Genomic DNA, 17,279 nt, shown 5'->3' on the forward strand with positions numbered 1-17,279 from the left:
CGCGGAAAGTTAGCACCAGAGCCGTCACAAAGACTTGAATTCTTCCGCCGTGATACCGAGTTTGCGCAGCTTGTCGTGCAGCGTTTGCCGCGCGATCGCCAGCGCGCTGGCAGTGGCCGGCTGGTCGCCCTGGTGTTTGCGCAGTGCCTCGACGATCACCGCCCGCTCGAAGGACTCGACTTGCTGCGGCAGTCCGCGCGGCAAGGCGGTCGTGCCTTCTGCGTTGCCGCGCGCCTGCGTCAAGCGCTCGCCCAGCAGGCCAAGCACGAAGCGGTCGGCCACGTTGCGCAGTTCGCGCACGTTGCCGGGCCAGGCGTAGGCCATCAGGTCGGCCAGCTGCGCGCCGCTCAGGATCGGCGCGACGCGCTCGTAGCGCGCGGCCGCCAGCAGCGTGAAATGCTCGAACAGCAAAGGGATGTCCTCGCGCCGTTCGCGCAGCGGCGGCAGCTCGATGAAGGCGACGCCGAGCCGGTAGTACAGATCGGCCCTGAACTTCTGCCGGTCGCTCATTTCCTTGAGGTCGTCCTTGCTCGCGGCCACCACGCGACAGTCGAAGGGAATGGCCTTGTTGGAGCCGATGCGCTCGATGCAGCGCTCCTGCAGCGCACGCAGCAGCTTGATCTGCACCGCCATCGGCATGCTCTCGATCTCGTCGAGAAAAAGCGTGCCGCCGTTGGCGTATTCGAACTTGCCCACTCGCATTCGATTGGCGCTGGTGAAGGCGCCAGCCTCGTGACCGAACAGCTCGCTCTCGGCAAGCGCCTCGGGCAGGCCACCGCAGTTGAGCGGCACGAAATGCTGCCGGCGGCGTTCGCTGTGGTCGTGCAAACAGCGGGCGATGAGTTCCTTGCCGGTGCCGGTCTCGCCGTAGATCAGCACGTCGGCCGAGGTTTCGGCCAGCGTCATCACGGTGCGTCGCACCAGTTGCATCTGCGCCGAGCGGCCGATCAGCACCGACTGGATGCCGTGCCAGTTCTCCAGCGCGTCGCGCAGCGCGCGCACCTGCAGCGAGAGCTGCCGGCGCTCGATGGCGTGGCGCACGATGGCCACCAGCCGCTCGGAGCTGAAGGGCTTCTCGATGAAGTCGTAGGCGCCCTCGCGCATGGCCTGCACTGCCATGGCGATGTGGCCGTGGCCCGTGACCAGGATCACGGGCAGCTCGGCGTCGGCGTTGTGGAGCTCGAGCAGCCATTCGGTGCCACTCAGGCCCGGCAGGCGCACGTCGCAGACCACGACGGCCGGCACGCCGAAACTGATCTGCGCGCGTGCGCGTTCGGCGCTCGCGAAGGATTCGACCTCGAAACCGGCCAGGGTCAGCACCTGGGCCGTGCTGATCCGGACGTCTTCATCGTCCTCGACCAGCAACACCCGGATGACAGGGGCTTCGTTCACTTGTTGATCACTCCTGTGGCTAGGCGGTAAGAATGGTGTGGATGGCGGCCGGCAGATCGACGACGAAGCAGGCGCCGCCGTCCGGCAAGTTGGCGGCACCCAGCGTGCCGTCCATGGCCCGCAGCAATTGTGCCGAGATCACGAGGCCCAGGCCCAGCCCGGTGCCCGCCGGCTTGCTGGTGACGAAAGGCTCGAACAGGCGCGGCAAGATGTCGGACGGGATGCCCGGCCCGGTATCGCTCACGCGCAGGATCACGCGGCCATCCTGCGGCCTCGCCTCGAGACGCAGCGTGCGCCGCGGCGATGCCTGCATGGCGTCGATGGCGTTGCGCATCAGGTTGACCAGCACGCTGCCCAGCGCGGCTTCCTCAGCCATCACGCTCAGGGTCGCGGGCTGCACGTCGACCTCGACGGCGACGCCGTTGTTCTTCGAGGCCTCGGCGACGATGACCTGCGCGTCGGCCACGGCCTTCACCATCGGCACCGGCGCGAGCGGCAGCTCGCTCTTGTGCGCGAAGTTCTTGAGCTGCGAGGTCAGGCGCGCCAGGCGGTCGACCATGCCGCGGATGCGCCGCAGGTTGCCGCGCACATCGTCGAAGCGGCTCTTGTCGAGCAGGATGCCGGCGCTCTCCGAGAGCGTGCGCATCGCCGTGAGTGGCTGGTTGAGTTCGTGCACCACGCCGGCCGACATCTGGCCCAGCGCCGCCATCTTGCCGGCATGCACCAGCTCGCCCTGGGCGGCGCGCAGCTGCGCGGTGCGCGCGACCACGGTCGATTCGAGGGTGTCGTACGCCGCCTGCAGCGCGGCCTGGTTGGCCAGCTTCTGCCGCACGGCCCGGCGGCGCTGCCACAGCGTGACGACGATCAGCAGCAGCACCGCCATCGCCAGGCTCGCGGTGATGGCCGCGTTGCGCGCGCCCACGCGCACCGGCGCCAGGTCGTCGAGCACCACCAGCTGCCACGGCGCGCCGCGCAGCGAGCGCGTCGAGGCGAGCTGGTCCACGCCGTCGAGTGCGACGACCTGCACGTCGCGCCCCATCGCCTCCTTCTGCTTCCATTGCAGCGGCTGCAGGCCGGCCTCGCCGTAGGGGCGCGAACGCTGCACCTCGGCCAGCTGCGATGCGTCGAGCGGCGACAGCGGCCGGAACTTCAGGTCCTCGCGCGTGGCGAGGATCACCACGCCGCGCTGGTCGATCAGGGCCACGTCGCCCGGCAGCTTGCGCCAGGCGCGCTCCGCCCCCTCGAGGTTGACCTTGACAGCCACCACGCCGCGCGTGGGCTGGTCGTGGCGCAGGGCATACGAGAGGTAGTAGCCGGGCTTGCGGCTGGTGATTCCGACGCCGTAGAAGCGGCCCCTGCCCTGCCCCAGCGCATCGATCACGTAGGGCCGGAACGACAGGTCCTGGCCCACGGTGGTGCCGGGCCGGTCCCAGTCGGAGGCCGCCAGCGAGGTGCCGGCGGCGTCGAGCACATAAAGCATCTCGGCGCCGGCGGTGGCGTTGACACCGTCGAGGTAGCGGTTGACCGCATCGCGCAGCGACGCATTCGAGGGGGTGCCGAGCAGCGCCGGGACAATGGGCGTCATCTCCAGCAGCGCGGGCAAATATTCGAAACGGGCCAGGTCGGCATCGAGGCCGGTCGCGAGCATGTCGAGCCGGTGGTCGGCCGCGTCGCGCAGCCGCGCCAGGCCATTCTGCATGGCGAGGTGGTGGCCGGTGAAGGCGGCCACGGCCACCAGCGCCAGCGCGCCGCACCAGCGCGGCAGGCCGCGCCAGCGTTTGGCGGTGCGAGAAGGCAAATCGAAGCGCCGGACCGGCTCCCGTGAAGTCATGAAGCCGTTATTGCACAAGGCCGGGCAAGCCGCATCAGTGGCTGCCCGGTGGCGAGTGTCACTCATTGCATGTGCTGGCCGCCGTTGATGGCGATGTTGGCGCCGGTCACGAACGCCGCCTCTTCCGAGGCGAGGTAAATGATCAGTCCCGCCACTTCCTCGGGCTTGCCGAGGCGGCCCACCGGGATGTGCGGCAGGATCTTGCTGTCGAGCACTTCCTTCGGTATGGCCGTGACCATCTTCGTGCCGATGTAGCCCGGCGAGATGGTGTTCACGGTGACGCCCTTCTTCGCCACCTCGAGCGCCAGCGCCTTGGTGAAGCCGTGCACGCCGGCCTTGGCGGCCGAGTAGTTGGTCTGGCCGAACGCGCCCTTCGAGCCGTTCACCGACGACACATTGATGATGCGGCCCCAGCCCCGGTCCACCATGCCGTCGGCCACCTGCTTGCTCATGTTGAACAGGCTGTCGAGGTTGGTGCGCAGCACCGCGTCCCAGTTGATGCGGTCCATCTTCTTGAAGGTCATGTCGCGCGTGATGCCGGCGTTGTTGACCAGCACGTCGACCGGGCCCAGCCGCTCTTGCACTTCCGACACGGCGCGCGCGCACGAATCGAAGTCCGCCACGTCGCAGGGCACGGCCAGCATTTCATAGCCGCGCGACGCCATCTGCGCCACCCAGTCGGCATGCGACTTGTTGCCCGGCGAATAGGTCACCGCGAGCCGGTAGCCCGCATCGACCATCTTGGTGGAGATCGTCTCGCCCAGGCCGCCCATGCCGCCGGTGACCAGGACCACGTGTTGCTTCTGCTTCTCGCTCATCTGCTTTCTCCTCGGTGCGTTGAGTGACAGGGAAATTCGTTCAGGCGCGCTCGACGGCCAGCGCCACGCCCATGCCGCCACCGATGCACAGCGAGGCCAGGCCCTTGTTCGCGCCGCGGCGGCGCATCTCGTGCAGCAGGGTCACCAGCACCCGGCAGCCCGAGGCGCCGATCGGGTGGCCGATGGCGATGGCGCCGCCGTTGACGTTGATGCGGCTGGTGTCCCAGTCCATCTCGCGGTTGACCGCGCAGGCCTGCGCCGCGAAGGCTTCGTTGATCTCCATCAGGTCGAGGTCCTGCGCCTTCCAGCCGGCCTTCCTGAGCGCCAGTTGCGAGGCCGGCACCGGGCCCATGCCCATGAGCGACGGGTCCAGCCCCGCGCTCGCATAGGCGCGGATCACGGCCAGCGGCTGCAGGCCGAGCGCGGCGGCACGCGAGGCCGACATCACCAGCACCGCGGCCGCGCCGTCGTTCAGGCCCGAGGCATTGCCGGCCGTCACCGAGCCGGTCTTGTCGAAGGCCGGTCGCAGGCCCGCGAGCGCGTCGGCGTTGGTCTTGCGGTTGACGAACTCGTCGGCCGCGAACACGAGGGGCTCGCCCTTCTTCTGCGCGATGCTGAAGGGCAGGATCTCGTCGTCGAAGCGCCCCGCATCCTGCGCGGCCGCGGCCTTCTGCTGCGACGCGAGTGCCAGCGCGTCCTGCATCTCGCGGGTGATGCCGTACTTCTTCGCCACGTTCTCGGCCGTGGTGCCCATGTGGTACTGGTTGTAGACGTCCCACAGGCCATCCACGATCATGGTGTCGACCAGCTTCCAGTCGCCCATGCGCTGGCCGTTGCGCGAGTTGGGCAGTACGTGCGGCGCGGCGCTCATGTTCTCCTGGCCGCCGGCCACCACGATCTCGGCGTCGCCGCACTTCACGGCCTGTGCTGCCAGCATCACGGCCTTCAGGCCCGAGCCGCAGACCTTGTTGATGGTGAGGCCGGGCACGCCGATCGGCAACCCCGCCTTGATGACCGTCTGGCGCGCCGGATTCTGGCCCGCGCCGGCCGCGAGCACCTGGCCCATGATCACCTCGGACACCGCATCGCCCGGAACGCCGGCCTTGGCGAGCAGGCCCTTCACCACATGCGCGCCCAACTCGGGCGCGGCCGAGCCGGCGAGCGCGCCGCCGAACTTGCCGACCGCCGTGCGTTGCGCGGCCACGATCACGATATCGTCTGACATGAGAGTCTCCTTGGGTTGATGCGAATGGAATGGGGTGGGGTCATGGGCCTTGCCTGCTCAATGCAGCTTGACGTGGGGTTCGGTGCGCCGCGTGATGAGGCGGGCCAGCGTGTCGAGCGAAACCTTGACCACGCCGTGCAGCGCCAGCTCGTGCATCTTGTAGAGCGACATGTACATGAGCCGGGCGAACAGGCCTTCGACCATCAGGCTACCGCCGATCAGGCCGCCCATCATGTTGCCCACGGTGCTGAACTCGCCGAGCGACACCAGGGAGCCGAAGTCGCGGTAGCGGTAGGGCTTGAGCGCCCTGCCCGCCAGGCGCCGGCGGATCTGCGCCGCGACGTGCGAGGCCTGCTGGTGCGCGGCCTGCGCGCGCGGCGGCACGAGGCCGCCCTTGCCACCGTTGGCCTCGGGCCAGGCGCAGGCCGCGCAGTCGCCGATGGCGAAGATGTCGGCGTCGCGCGTGGTCTGCAGCGTCGGCAGCACCGCGAGCTGGTTGATGCGGTTGGTTTCGAGTCCCGCGATATCCTTCATGAAATCGGCCGCCTTCACGCCCGCGGCCCACACCACCAGCTCGGCCGGCAGCGTGCGGCCGTCGGCCAGCCGCACGCCCTCGGGCAACACCTCGGCCACCTTGGCCGAGGTGTGCACGTCCACGCCCAGCTTGCGCAGCAGCGCCTCGGTGGCGGCCGACAAGCGCGGCGGCAGCGCGGGCAGGACGCGGTCGGCGGCCTCGATCACGCTGACCTGGATGTCCTTCTCGGCGTCCACGCGGTCCAGCCCGTAGGCCACGACCTCGCGCGTGGTGCGGTGCAGCTCGGCCGCCAGCTCCACGCCGGTGGCGCCTGCGCCGATGATCGCCACATGCAGCTGCTCGGACCGCAGCGGCGTGGTCTGCGCATGCGCGCGGATGCAGGCGTTGACCATGCGCTGGTGAAAGCGCTGCGCGTCGGCCTTCGACTCGAGCCGCAGCGCATGCTCGCGCACGCCGGGCGTGCCGAAGTCGTTGCTGAGGCTGCCGATGGCGACCACCAGCGTGTCATAGGCGAAGGCGCGCGCGGGCGTGACCAGCCGGCCTTCGTCGTCCATGTAGGGCGCGACGTGCACCTCGCGCCGCTCGCGGTCGATGCCGGTCAGCTCGCCCAGCCGGAAGCGGAAGCGGTGCCAGTGCGCCTGTGCGAGGTAGTCGACCTCGTGCGCGCTCATGTCCATGCTGCCCGAGGCGATCTCGTGCAGCTTGGGCTTCCACACATGGGTGCGGTGCTTGTCGACCAGCGTGATCTCCGCCTGGCCGCGCTTGCCCAGCGTATCGCCCAGGCGCGTCGCCAGCTCCAACCCGCCGGCACCGCCGCCGACGATGACGACGCGGTGCCTGGAATCAGGAGTGCTCATGGGGTACGGCCTTGAAAGGAAGGTGCGCGGTGTGCTCAGTGCGTCGAGCCCGCGGACATGCGCGCCACGACCGTGTCGAGCACTTGCTCGGGCTCGTCCGCATCGGCAGCGCTTTCCTGGTTCAGTTGCCGCGTCATGCGGCCGGTGTCGAGGTCGCCGGTCCACTTGGCGACCACCAGCGTGGCCACGCCGTTGCCGATCAGATTGGTGAGCGCGCGCGCTTCCGACATGAAGCGGTCGATGCCCAGGATCAGCGCCAGGCCCGCCACCGGCACATGGCCCACCGCCGAGAGCGTTGCGGCCAGCACGATGAAGCCGCTGCCCGTAACACCCGCCGCGCCTTTCGACGTGAGCAGCAGCACCAGCAGCAGCGTGATCTGCTGGGTCAGCGACATCGGCGTGTTGGTGGCCTGTGCGATGAACACCGCCGCCATCGTCAGGTAGATCGAGGTGCCGTCGAGGTTGAACGAGTAGCCCGTGGGAATGACCAGGCCCACCACCGATTTCTTGGCGCCCAGGTTCTCCATCTTGGCCATCATTCGCGGCAGCGCGGCCTCGCTCGACGAGGTGCCCAGCACGATCAGCAGCTCTTCCTTGATGTACTTGATGAACTTCCAGATGCTGAAGCCGTGGAAGCGTGCGATGCCCCCGAGGATCACGAAGATGAAGAACAGGCAGGTGGCATAGAAGGTCGCCATCAGCTGGCCCAGCGACACCAGCGAACCCACGCCGTACTTGCCGATGGTGAAGGCCATGGCGCCGAAGGCGCCGATCGGGGCGACCTTCATGATGTAGCCTACGATGCCGAAGAGCACGTGCGAGCCCTTCTCGATCACATCGAACACCAGCGTGCCGCGCCCGCCGAACTTGTGCAGCGCAAAGCCGAACATCACCGCGATCAGCAGCACCTGCAGGATCTCGCCCTTGGCGAAGGCATCGACCACGGTGTTGGGAATGACGTTGAGCAGGAACTCGGTGGTCGAGGCCATCTTGCCCGGCCCGGTGTAGGCGGCGATGGCCTTGGTGTCGAGCGTGCTCGCGTCGATGTTCATGCCGCGGCCGGGCTGCACGACGTTGATGATCACCAGCCCCACCACGAGCGCGACGCTGCTGACGATCTCGAAGTACAGCAGCGCCAGGCCGCCGGTCTTGCCGACCTTCTTCATGTCCTCCATGCCGGCGATGCCGACCACCACCGTACAGAAGATGATCGGCGCGATGATCATCTTGATGAGCTTGATGAAGCCGTCGCCCAGCGGCTTCATCGATTCGCCGAGCGCGGGATAGAAATGGCCCAGCAGCACGCCGAGCACGATGGCCGTGATGACCTGGAAGTACAGGGACTTGTAGAAGGGCTTGGGTACGGGTTGGTGGTCCACGGATGTCTCCTTGAAAATTTCAGACGCCGGCGGCGAGCATGTCGAAGCCGTGGCGGTGGGCGTTGGCATCGACCGCCGCCAGGGCCGTCATGTTGACGATGCGGCGTACAGTGGACGACGGCGTGAGGATGTGCGCCGAGCGCGCCGCGCCCAGCAGGATGCCGCCCACCGTGATGCCGCTGCCAGCCGCCATGCGCAGCAGGTTGTACGAGATGTTGGCCGCGTCGACGTTGGGCATGATGAGCAGGTTGGCTTCGGTGCTCAGCGCCGAGTCCGGAAACTCGTGGTCGAGGATCGACTTGGACAGCGCCGCGTCGCCGCGCATCTCGCCTTCCACCGCGAGCTGGGGATCGCTCGCCTTGATGAGCGCGAGCGCCTCGCGCATCTTCACGGCCGAGGCCGCGTCGGAGCCGCCGAAGTTCGAGTGCGACAGCAGCGCCACGCTCGGCGTCACGCCGAAGCGGCGCACCTCTTCGGCGGCCAGCAGCGCGATCTCGGCGATCTGCGCCGCGTCGGGGTCGCGGTTGACGTGCGTGTCGCAGATGAAGAGCTGGCGACCCGGCAGCATCAGCATCTGCATGGCGGCCATGGTCTTCGTGCCGGGGCGCAAGCCGATCACGTCGCGCACATGGCGCAGGTGATCGCCGTAGTCGCCCAGCGTGCCGCACAGCATGGCGTCGGCACGGCCCTGGCGCACCAGCATTGCCGCGAGCAGCGTGCCGCGGCTGCGCATCTCGGTCTGCGCCACGAGGCGCGAGACGCCGTCGCGGCGCTTGAGTTGGTAGTAGGCCTCGGCGGCATCACCGTGCACGGCGGAGTCGAGCAGGTCGACAGCCTCGCAGTCGTTGCCCAGCACAAGGCGCAGGCCGTACTGCGTGATGCGCTCGGCGATCACCTCGGGCCGGCCCAGCAGCAGCGGCCGCGCCAGGCCTTCGTCGACCACCACCTGTGCGGCGCGCAGCACGCGCTCGTCCTCGCCCTCGGCGTAGACCACGCGCTTGGGTGATTGCTTGGCGGCCGCGAACAGCGGCTGCATGCTGCTGCCCGACTGGTAGACGAACTGCGACAGGCGCTGGCGGTAGGCCTTCATGTCGGCGATCGGCCGCATCGCCACGCCGCTGTCGACCGCAGCCTGCGCCACCGCGGGCGCGACCGCCTCGATCAGGCGCGGATCGAAGGGCTTCGGAATCAGGTAGTCGCGGCCGAAGCGCAGGCCGACCGCGCCGTAGGCTTGCGCCACCACCTCGGGAATCTCGGCATGCGCGAGCTCGGCGATGGCGCGCACCGCAGCGAGCTTCATCTCTTCGTTGATCGTGGTCGCACCGACGTCGAGCGCACCGCGGAAGATGAACGGAAAACACAGGACGTTGTTGACCTGGTTCGGGTAGTCCGACCGGCCGGTACCAAGAATGGCGTCGGGGCGCGCGGCCAGCGCGTCTTCCGGCAGGATCTCCGGCGTCGGGTTGGCCATGGCGAGGATGATCGGGTCGCGCGCCATCTCCATCACCATCTCGGGCTTGAGCACGCCGCCGGCCGACAGGCCGAGGAAGATGTCGGCGCCGCCGATCACGTCGGCCAGCTTGCGCGCCGAGGTGTCCTGCGCATAGCGGGCCTTGTTCGGATCCATCTGCTCCTTGCGGCCGGTGTAGACCACGCCCGCGCTGTCGGACACGTGGATGTTGCGCATCGGCAGGCCCAGGCTCACGATCAGGTCGAGGCAGGCCAGCGCCGCCGCGCCTGCGCCCGAGGCCACCAGCTTCACCTCGCCGATGTCCTTCCTCACATGCCGCAGCGCATTGAGGATGGCCGCGGCCGCGACGATGGCGGTGCCGTGCTGGTCGTCGTGGAAGACCGGGATCTTCATGCGCTCGCGCAGCTTCTTCTCGATGTAGAAGCACTCGGGCGCCTTGATGTCCTCGAGGTTGATGCCGCCGAAGGTGGGCTCCATGCGGGCGATGGTGTCGATCAGCGCGTCGGGGTCGGTCTCGTCGAGTTCGATGTCGAACACGTCGATGCCCGCGAACTTCTTGAAGAGACAGCCCTTGCCCTCCATCACCGGCTTGCCGGCCAGCGGGCCGATGTTGCCGAGCCCCAGCACCGCCGTGCCGTTGGTGATGACCGCCACCAGGTTGGCCCGCGAGGTGAGGTTCATGGCCTCGGCCGGGTCGCGCACGATCTCCATGCAGGCATCGGCCACGCCGGGCGAATAGGCGAGCGCGAGGTCGCGTTGGGTGGCCATCGGCTTGGTCGGGTTCACCGAGATCTTGCCGGGCGTGGGATGGCGGTGGTAGTCGAGGGCGGCTTCGCGCAGGTTGTCGGACATGGTGTCTCCGTGGGGATGTCAATGAGGGGTGGCCGCGCAGGCGTCGGCCAGCCAGCCGCGCAGTCCGCGCAGCAGCGCCGCGGGCTGGTCGGCATGGACCCAGTGGCCGGCATCGGCAATGCGCTCGGTCTCCGCACGCGGGAACAGTGCACGGATGCCGGCGAGCGACGAAGGCGGCACGTAGTCGGACTCGGCGCCGTGGATGAAAAGCGCCGGTCCGCCGTAGCGCGCGTCGCGCAGCGCTTCGGGAAAGCCGCAGAGCTCGGGCATGCACAACGCGGTGGCGAGCAGGTTGAGCCGCCAGTCGAAGCGGTCGTGCTGCCGGCGCAGGCTCTGCATCAGGAAGTCGACCGGGGCTTCGACGCTGAGGCTGTCGGCCAGGGCCTGGTGAATCTCGCGGCGGCCGGCCGCGCCGGCCACGTCGAGGCTGCGCATGGCCGACACGTACGAGGAGAACTGGTGGGTGTAGCTCTCGGGCGCGATGTCGATCACGGCGATGCCGCCGATGGCTTGCGGGTGCGAGAGCGCGAGGGCCATCGCCGTCTTGCCGCCCATGCTGTGGCCGATCACGAAGGGCCGCTGCAGATGCTCGCGCTCGATCAGCGCGCGCACGTCGCCCGCCATCTCGGCGTACGACATGGACCCGGCCCACGGCGAGGCGCCGTGGTTGCGGGCGTCGGGCAGGTAGACGCGATGGCCTGACGCCAGCGCCTGCGCGACCTGCGTCCAGTTGCGTCCCGCGCCGAACAGGCCGTGCAGGATCACCACCGGAGGCCCCGATCCCAGAGCCTCGAAAGCCAGTGTGAGCGGCATGGCGGGCGGCCTACTTCTTCTTCACCGGGGGCAGGTCGGTGCAATGCCCTTCGAACAGTTCGGCCGCCATGCCGATGGATTCACCGAGTGTCGGATGCGGGTGGATGGTCTTGCCGATGTCGCTGGGCTCGCAGCCCATCTCGATGGCCAGGCACACCTCGCTGATCAGGTCGCCCGCATGCGTGCCGACAATGCCGCCGCCGACGATGCGGTGCGTGGCCTCGTCGAACAGCAGCTTGGTGAAGCCCTCGTCGCGCCCGTTGGCGATGGCGCGGCCCGATGCGGCCCACGGGAACACGGCCTTGCCGACCTTCAGGCCTTCGGCCTTGCACTCCTCCTCGGTCTTGCCGGCCCATGCCACTTCGGGGTCGGTGTAGGCGACCGAGGGAATCTGCCTCGCATCGAAGAACGAAGCCTCGCCATGGGCCGCCTCGGCCGCCACATGCGCCTCGTGCACAGCCTTGTGCGCGAGCATGGGCTGACCAACGATGTCGCCGATCGCGAAGATATGCGGCACGTTGGTGCGCATCTGCTTGTCGACGTCGATGAAGCCGCGCTCGGTGACGGCCACGCCGGCCTTGTCGGCGCCGATCTTCTTGCCGTTGGGACTGCGGCCCACGGCCACGAGCACGAGGTCGTAGACCTGCGGCTCCTTCGGTGCCTTCGCGCCTTCGAAACTGACCTCGATGCCGGCCTTCGTCACCTTGGCACCCACGGTCTTGGTCTGGAGCATCACCTTGTCGAAGCGCGTCGCGTTGACCTTCTCCCACACCTTGACGAGGTCGCGGTCGGCGCCCTGCATCAGGCCGTCGAGCATCTCGACCACATCGATGCGCGTGCCCAGCGTCGAATACACCGTGGCCATCTCGAGGCCGATGATGCCGCCGCCGACCACCAGCATGCGCTTCGGAATTGCCTTGAGCAGCAGCGAGCCGGTGGAGTCGACGACCCGTTCGTCCTCGGGCATGAAGGGCAGCTTCACGGCCTGCGAGCCCGCGGCGATGATGGCCTGGGCGAACTTCACCACCTTCTTTGCGCCGCCCTCGGCCACCACCTCGACGTGGTATGCGTCGAGGAAGCTGCCGATGCCCGTGACGACCTCGACCTTGCGCGCCTTCGCCATGCCGGCGAGGCCGCCGGTGAGCTTCCTGACGACGCCGTCCTTGAAGTCGCGCAACGCGTCGATGTCGACTTCGGGTGCGGCGTACTTGATGCCGTGTCTGGCAAGCAGCTTCACCTCGTCCATCACGCCGGCCGTGTGCAGCAGCGCCTTCGACGGGATGCAGCCGACGTTGAGGCACACGCCGCCGAGCGTGGCGTAGCGTTCGACCAGCACGGTCTTCATGCCGAGATCGGCGCTGCGGAAAGCGGCCGAATAGCCGCCGGGACCGGCGCCGAGCACGAGCACCTGGCACTCGATGTCGGCCTTGCCGGCGTAGCTGTCCGCGGTGGGTGCGGGCGCGGCGGCAATGGGTGCAGCGGCAGCTGCCGGTGCAGGCGCCGGGGCCGGCACCGCGGCGGGCGCTGCCGCCGACGTCTCGATCACCAGGATCACCGAGCCTTCGCTGACCTTGTCGCCGAGCGCGACCTTGAGCTCCTTGACCGTGCCCGCATGGCTCGACGGAATTTCCATCGAGGCCTTGTCGGACTCCACCATGACGAGGCCGGTATCGACCGCGATGACTTCGCCGGGCTTGACCAGCAGCTCGATGATCGCGACATCCTTGAAGTCGCCGATGTCGGGGACCTTGACTTCCACCATGTGTGCCATTTGGGAGCTTCCTTCAGAACAGCACGCGCCGCAGGTCGGCGAGCACGTTGGCGAAATAGACGTTGAAGCGCGCGGCGGCGGCGCCGTCGATCACGCGGTGGTCCCAGGACAGGGACAGCGGCAGCGTGAGGCGCGAGGCGTAGGTCTTGCCGTCGGTCGAGTGCTGCTTCCAGTAGCTCTTGCAGACGCCCATGATGGCGACCTCGGGGGCGTTGATGATCGGCGTGAAGTAGATGCCGCCGATGCCGCCGAGCGAGCTGATGGTGAAGGTGCCGCCCGACATCTGGTCGGGCTTGAGCTTGCCTTCGCGCGCGAGCTTGGCGAGCTCGCCCATCTCCTTGGCGATCTCGGGCACGGTCTTCTGGTCGACGTCGCGGATCACCGGCACCATGAGGCCGTTGGGCGTGTCGGCCGCGAAGCCGATGTGCCAGTAGTTCTTGAGCACCAGCGCATCGCCGTCGAGGCTCGCGTTGAACTCCGGAAACTTCTTCAGCGCCGCCACGGCCGCCTTCATCATGAAGGGCAGCATGCTGATCTTCACACCCGACTTTTCCAGCTCCCTGTTCATCTGCACGCGGAAGGGCTCGAGCTCGGTGATGTCGGCCTCGTCGTGCGTCGTGACATGCGGAATGACGACCCAGTTGCGGTGCAGGTTGGCTGCGCTGATCTTCTTGATGCGCGACAGTTCCTTTCGCTCGGTCGGGCCGAACTTGGCGAAGTCGACCTTGGGCCAGGGCAGCAGGTCGATGCCGCCGACGCCACCGCCGGGCGCCGCAGTGGCCTTGCCGGCAGCCGGTGCAGCGGTTGCGCCACCGCTCGTCGCGAAGGCCTCGACGTCGGCGCGCACGATGCGGCCGTGGTCGCCCGTGCCCTTGAGCTTGCCGAGGTCGACACCGAGTTCGCGCGCCAGCTTGCGCACCGCCGGGCCGGCGTAGGCGAGCGCGAAGGCGGCCTCGTCGATGCCGCCGGAGGATGCGGCGGCCTGCGCGGGTTCGGCGGCCGCGGGTGCGGCCGGCGCGGGTGTGGCTACGGTCGCCGCAGGCGCATCGCCGGTCGCCAGCGACAGGATCACCGATCCCTCGCTGACCTTGTCGCCGATCTTGATGGCGATGGCCGTCACCACGCCCGAGAGCGGCGCGGGCACGTCCATCGTCGCCTTGTCCGATTCGAGCGAGGCCAGCGGGTCTTCGGCCTTCACCGTGTCGCCGACCTTCACGAAGATCTCGATGACCGGCACGTCGCTGAAGTCGCCGATGTCGGGAACCTTGATATCGATTGCGTTGCTCATGTTCTGTCGTGCCTCAGACGGTCCAGGGGGCGGCGCGGTCGGCTTGGAGCCCGTACTTCTCGATGGCCTCCGCCACCACGGTGTGCTGGATGACGCCGTCGTCGGCCAGCGCCTTGAGCGCGGCTACGACCACGTGCCAGCGGTCGACCTCGAAGAAGCGGCGCAGCTTGCGCCGGTAGTCGCTGCGGCCGAAGCCGTCGGTGCCGAGCACCGTGTAGCGCCGGCCCGCGGCCTGCACGTACTCGCGCACCTGATCGGCGTAGTTGCGCATGTAGTCGGTGGCCGCGATGACCGGGCCGTCGTGGCCGTCGAGGCATTGCTCGACATGGCTCCTGCGCGCGGGCTGGGTCGGGTGCAGCCGGCTCCAGCGCTCGGCGGCCATGCCGTCGCGGCGCAGCTCGTTGTAGCTGGTGGCGCTCCACACGTCGGCGACGATGCCGAAGTCGCTCTTGAGCAACTCGGCCGCGAACATCACCTCGCGCAGGATGGTGCCGCTGCCCATGAGCTGCACGCGGTGGCCCTTCTTCGGCGTCTTGCCGCCGTCGCTGAGCTGATAGAGACCCTTGAGGATGCCCGCCTCGCTGCCCTCGGGCATGCCGGGGTGCGGGTAGTTCTCGTTCATGAGGGTGATGTAGTAGTACACGTCCTCCTGCTCGGCGTACATGCGGCGCATGCCGTCGCGCACGATGGCCACCACCTCGTAGGCGAAGGTCGGGTCGTACGAGATGCAGTTCGGAATGGTGCCGGCCAGGATGTGGCTGTGGCCGTCCTCGTGCTGCAGGCCTTCGCCGTTGAGCGTGGTGCGTCCCGCGGTGCCGCCGAGCAGGAAGCCGCGCGCGCGCATGTCGCCGGCCAGCCAGGCCAGGTCGCCCACGCGCTGCAGGCCGAACATCGAGTAGTAGATGTAGAACGGAATCATCGGCACGTTGTTCGTGCTGTACGAGGTGGCCGCGACGATCCAGCTGGACATCGCGCCGCCCTCGTTGATGCCTTCCTGCAGCACCTGCCCGTCCTTCGACTCGCGGTAGTACATGAGCTGGTCGGCGTCCTGCGGCTTGTACAGCTGGCCGAGCGAGGACCAGATGCCCAGCTGGCGGAACATGCCTTCCATGCCGAAGGTGCGCGACTCGTCGGGCACGATGGGCACCACGTGCTTGCCGATGGCCTTGTCGCGCACCAGCGTGCCGAGCATCTGCACGAAGGCCATGGTGGTGGAGATCTCGCGCTCGCCGGTGTCCTTGAGCAGGCGCTCGAAGGTGACCAGCGGCGGAATCTCGAGCGCGACCGACTTGCGCCGGCGCTGCGGCAGGTAGCCGCCGAGCGCGGCGCGGCGCTCACGCAGGTACTTCATCTCGGGGCTGTCCTCGGCGAGCTGGATGAAGGGCACGTTGGGCAGCTCTGCATCAGACACCGGGATCTGGAAGCGGTCGCGGAAGCCGCGCAGTGCGTCCTGCGTCATCTTCTTCGCCTGGTGGGCGATCATCTGGCCCTCGCCCGATTCGCCCATGCCGTAGCCCTTCACCGTCTTGGGCAGGATCAGCGTGGGCTGGCCCTTGTGCCTGACGGCGGCAGCGTAGGCGGCGAACACTTTCTCGGGGTCGTGGCCGCCGCGGGTCAGCGCCCAGATCTGCTCGTCGCTCATGTCGGCGACCAGGGCCTTGGTTTCTTCGTACTTGCCGAAGAAATGCTCTCGCACGTAGGCGCCGCTCTTGCTCTTGAAGTCCTGGTACTCGCCGTCGACGCACTCTTCCATGCGCTGCAGCAGCTTGCCGCTCTTGTCCCTGGCCAGCAGCGCGTCCCAGCCGCTGCCCCAGAGCACCTTGATGACGTTCCAGCCGGCGCCGCGGAACACGCTCTCGAGCTCCTGCACGATCTTGCCGTTGCCGCGCACCGGGCCGTCCAGGCGCTGCAGGTTGCAGTTGATGACGAACACGAGGTTGTCCAGGCTCTCGCGGCCCGCCAGCGAGATGGCGCCGAGCGATTCGGGCTCGTCCATCTCGCCGTCGCCCATGAAGGCCCAGACCTTGCGCGGCGCGGTGTCGGCAAGGCCGCGGCCGTGCAGGTACTTGAGGAAGCGCGCCTGGTAGATCGCCATCAGCGGGCCGAGCCCCATCGACACGGTGGGGAACTGCCAGAAGTCGGGCATCAGCCAGGGGTGCGGGTACGACGGAATGCCCTTGCCCTCGGACTCCTGGCGGTAGTTGAGCAGCTGCTGCTCGCTCAGGCGGCCTTCGAGGAAGGCGCGCGCGTAGATGCCCGGCGAGCTGTGGCCCTGGATGAACAGCAGGTCGCCGCCGTGCGTATCGGTGGCGGCGTGCCAGAAGTGGCCGAAGCCGATGTCGTAGAGCGTGGCCGCCGACTGGAAGCTCGCGATGTGGCCGCCGAGTTCGGACGAGTCCTTGTTGGCGCGCAAGATGATCGCCATCGCGTTCCAGCGGATGATCGAGCGCAGGCGGTGCTCGATCTCGCGGTTGCCGGGCGACTTGTCTTCCTTCTCGGGCGGGATCGTGTTCTTGTAGGCCGTGTTCAGCGAGCGGGGCACGTACACGCCCTCGCGGCGGCCCTCGTCGACGAGGCGATTCAGCAGAAAATTCGCTCGCTCGCTACCGCGGTGTTGCTGAACCGCGCCGAGCGCGTCGATCCACTCGCCGGTTTCCGTGGGGTCAAGGTCACCCATGGTGCTCATCGGTTTGTCTCCTGTGTCATGGCCAGGGTCCGCATCGGGCGACGCGGTCGGCCTTGGTACAGAGCAATCGATGTGCCACGCGCGGCACGGGCGCCAAAGCGCGCTAAGTCATTGATTTCACGATGCTTGATGCTTCGGAAGGCAGGATGCTCTGACGCCGATCCGGATGGGAGATCGAGGCGTCGTCCGAATCACCGGACGAGCGACCGAGTGCAAACCCTAAGTGACTGACGCTGGGCAAAGCGGCCAGAGCGGTTCGCATCTAGGCGGATATACCTACGACGATCCGAGTACTCTCAAACCGACAGGTGACGCAAGTTTTTTCGGCTGCGCGAGTCATCAAGTGAGCTGACCCGGCCCC

At 68.0% G+C, this 17,279-nt stretch carries 10 protein-coding genes and 1 pseudogene; all 11 read right to left on the bottom strand.

Annotation, left to right across the window (positions count from 1 at the left end; translation table 11 throughout):
* Nucleotides 1–24: 24 nt before the first annotated feature.
* Nucleotides 25–1,392 carry a sigma-54-dependent transcriptional regulator gene (locus tag QTI68_RS10860; protein WP_286521477.1) on the bottom strand — a complete coding sequence of 456 codons (1,368 nt, stop codon included), beginning with the start codon at nucleotides 1,390–1,392 and terminating at the stop codon, nucleotides 25–27.
* 19 nt (nucleotides 1,393–1,411) lie between these two features.
* Nucleotides 1,412–3,223 (bottom strand): sensor histidine kinase, encoded by a 1,812-nt coding sequence (locus QTI68_RS10865; RefSeq protein ID WP_286521478.1) that lies wholly within the window; start codon nucleotides 3,221–3,223, stop codon nucleotides 1,412–1,414.
* Between the two features lie 62 nt (nucleotides 3,224–3,285).
* Nucleotides 3,286–4,041 (bottom strand): acetoacetyl-CoA reductase, encoded by a 756-nt coding sequence (gene phbB / locus QTI68_RS10870; RefSeq protein ID WP_286521479.1) that lies wholly within the window; start codon nucleotides 4,039–4,041, stop codon nucleotides 3,286–3,288.
* A 40-nt stretch (nucleotides 4,042–4,081) separates the two neighbouring features.
* Nucleotides 4,082–5,266, bottom strand: a complete 1,185-nt coding sequence (locus tag QTI68_RS10875) for an acetyl-CoA C-acetyltransferase (protein WP_286521480.1) — start codon at nucleotides 5,264–5,266, stop codon at nucleotides 4,082–4,084.
* 57 nt (nucleotides 5,267–5,323) lie between these two features.
* Nucleotides 5,324–6,658, bottom strand: a complete 1,335-nt coding sequence (locus QTI68_RS10880; RefSeq protein WP_286521481.1) for an NAD(P)/FAD-dependent oxidoreductase — start codon at nucleotides 6,656–6,658, stop codon at nucleotides 5,324–5,326.
* Between the two features lie 35 nt (nucleotides 6,659–6,693).
* Nucleotides 6,694–8,037 (bottom strand): dicarboxylate/amino acid:cation symporter, encoded by a 1,344-nt coding sequence (locus QTI68_RS10885; RefSeq protein WP_286521482.1) that lies wholly within the window; start codon nucleotides 8,035–8,037, stop codon nucleotides 6,694–6,696.
* A 19-nt stretch (nucleotides 8,038–8,056) separates the two neighbouring features.
* Complete coding sequence (locus QTI68_RS10890) at nucleotides 8,057–10,360, bottom strand: NADP-dependent malic enzyme (RefSeq protein ID WP_286521483.1); 2,304 nt, start codon at nucleotides 10,358–10,360, stop codon at nucleotides 8,057–8,059.
* A gap of 18 nt (nucleotides 10,361–10,378) precedes the next feature.
* Complete coding sequence (locus tag QTI68_RS10895; protein WP_286521484.1) at nucleotides 10,379–11,173, bottom strand: alpha/beta fold hydrolase; 795 nt, start codon at nucleotides 11,171–11,173, stop codon at nucleotides 10,379–10,381.
* 10 nt (nucleotides 11,174–11,183) lie between these two features.
* The gene (lpdA, locus tag QTI68_RS10900) at nucleotides 11,184–12,944 is read right to left on the bottom strand and encodes a dihydrolipoyl dehydrogenase (RefSeq protein ID WP_286521486.1); all 1,761 of its coding nucleotides are present in this window, start codon (nucleotides 12,942–12,944) and stop codon (nucleotides 11,184–11,186) included.
* A 13-nt stretch (nucleotides 12,945–12,957) separates the two neighbouring features.
* A pseudogene (locus tag QTI68_RS10905) lies at nucleotides 12,958–14,328 on the bottom strand (dihydrolipoyllysine-residue acetyltransferase); the annotation flags it as partial.
* On the bottom strand, nucleotides 14,246–16,918 hold the full coding sequence (gene aceE, locus QTI68_RS10910) for a pyruvate dehydrogenase (acetyl-transferring), homodimeric type (protein ID WP_286521488.1): 2,673 nt from the start codon (nucleotides 16,916–16,918) through the stop codon (nucleotides 14,246–14,248). The pseudogene QTI68_RS10905 and the gene aceE, both read right to left, overlap by 83 nt.
* Nucleotides 16,919–17,279 lie beyond the last annotated feature (361 nt).

It is taken from the genome of Variovorax sp. J31P207 (genome assembly GCF_030316965.1).
GTDB lineage: Bacteria > Pseudomonadota > Gammaproteobacteria > Burkholderiales > Burkholderiaceae_C > Variovorax > Variovorax ginsengisoli_B.

Coding starts and splice junctions, on each gene's coding strand:
- QTI68_RS10865 (WP_286521478.1), bottom strand. CDS start 3,223: ATGACTTCACGGGAGCCGGTCCGGCGCTTCGATTTGCCTTCTCGCACC.
- phbB (WP_286521479.1), bottom strand. CDS start 4,041: ATGAGCGAGAAGCAGAAGCAACACGTGGTCCTGGTCACCGGCGGCATG.
- QTI68_RS10875 (WP_286521480.1), bottom strand. CDS start 5,266: ATGTCAGACGATATCGTGATCGTGGCCGCGCAACGCACGGCGGTCGGC.
- QTI68_RS10880 (WP_286521481.1), bottom strand. CDS start 6,658: ATGAGCACTCCTGATTCCAGGCACCGCGTCGTCATCGTCGGCGGCGGT.
- QTI68_RS10890 (WP_286521483.1), bottom strand. CDS start 10,360: ATGTCCGACAACCTGCGCGAAGCCGCCCTCGACTACCACCGCCATCCC.
- QTI68_RS10895 (WP_286521484.1), bottom strand. CDS start 11,173: ATGCCGCTCACACTGGCTTTCGAGGCTCTGGGATCGGGGCCTCCGGTG.
- lpdA (WP_286521486.1), bottom strand. CDS start 12,944: ATGGCACACATGGTGGAAGTCAAGGTCCCCGACATCGGCGACTTCAAG.
- aceE (WP_286521488.1), bottom strand. CDS start 16,918: ATGAGCACCATGGGTGACCTTGACCCCACGGAAACCGGCGAGTGGATC.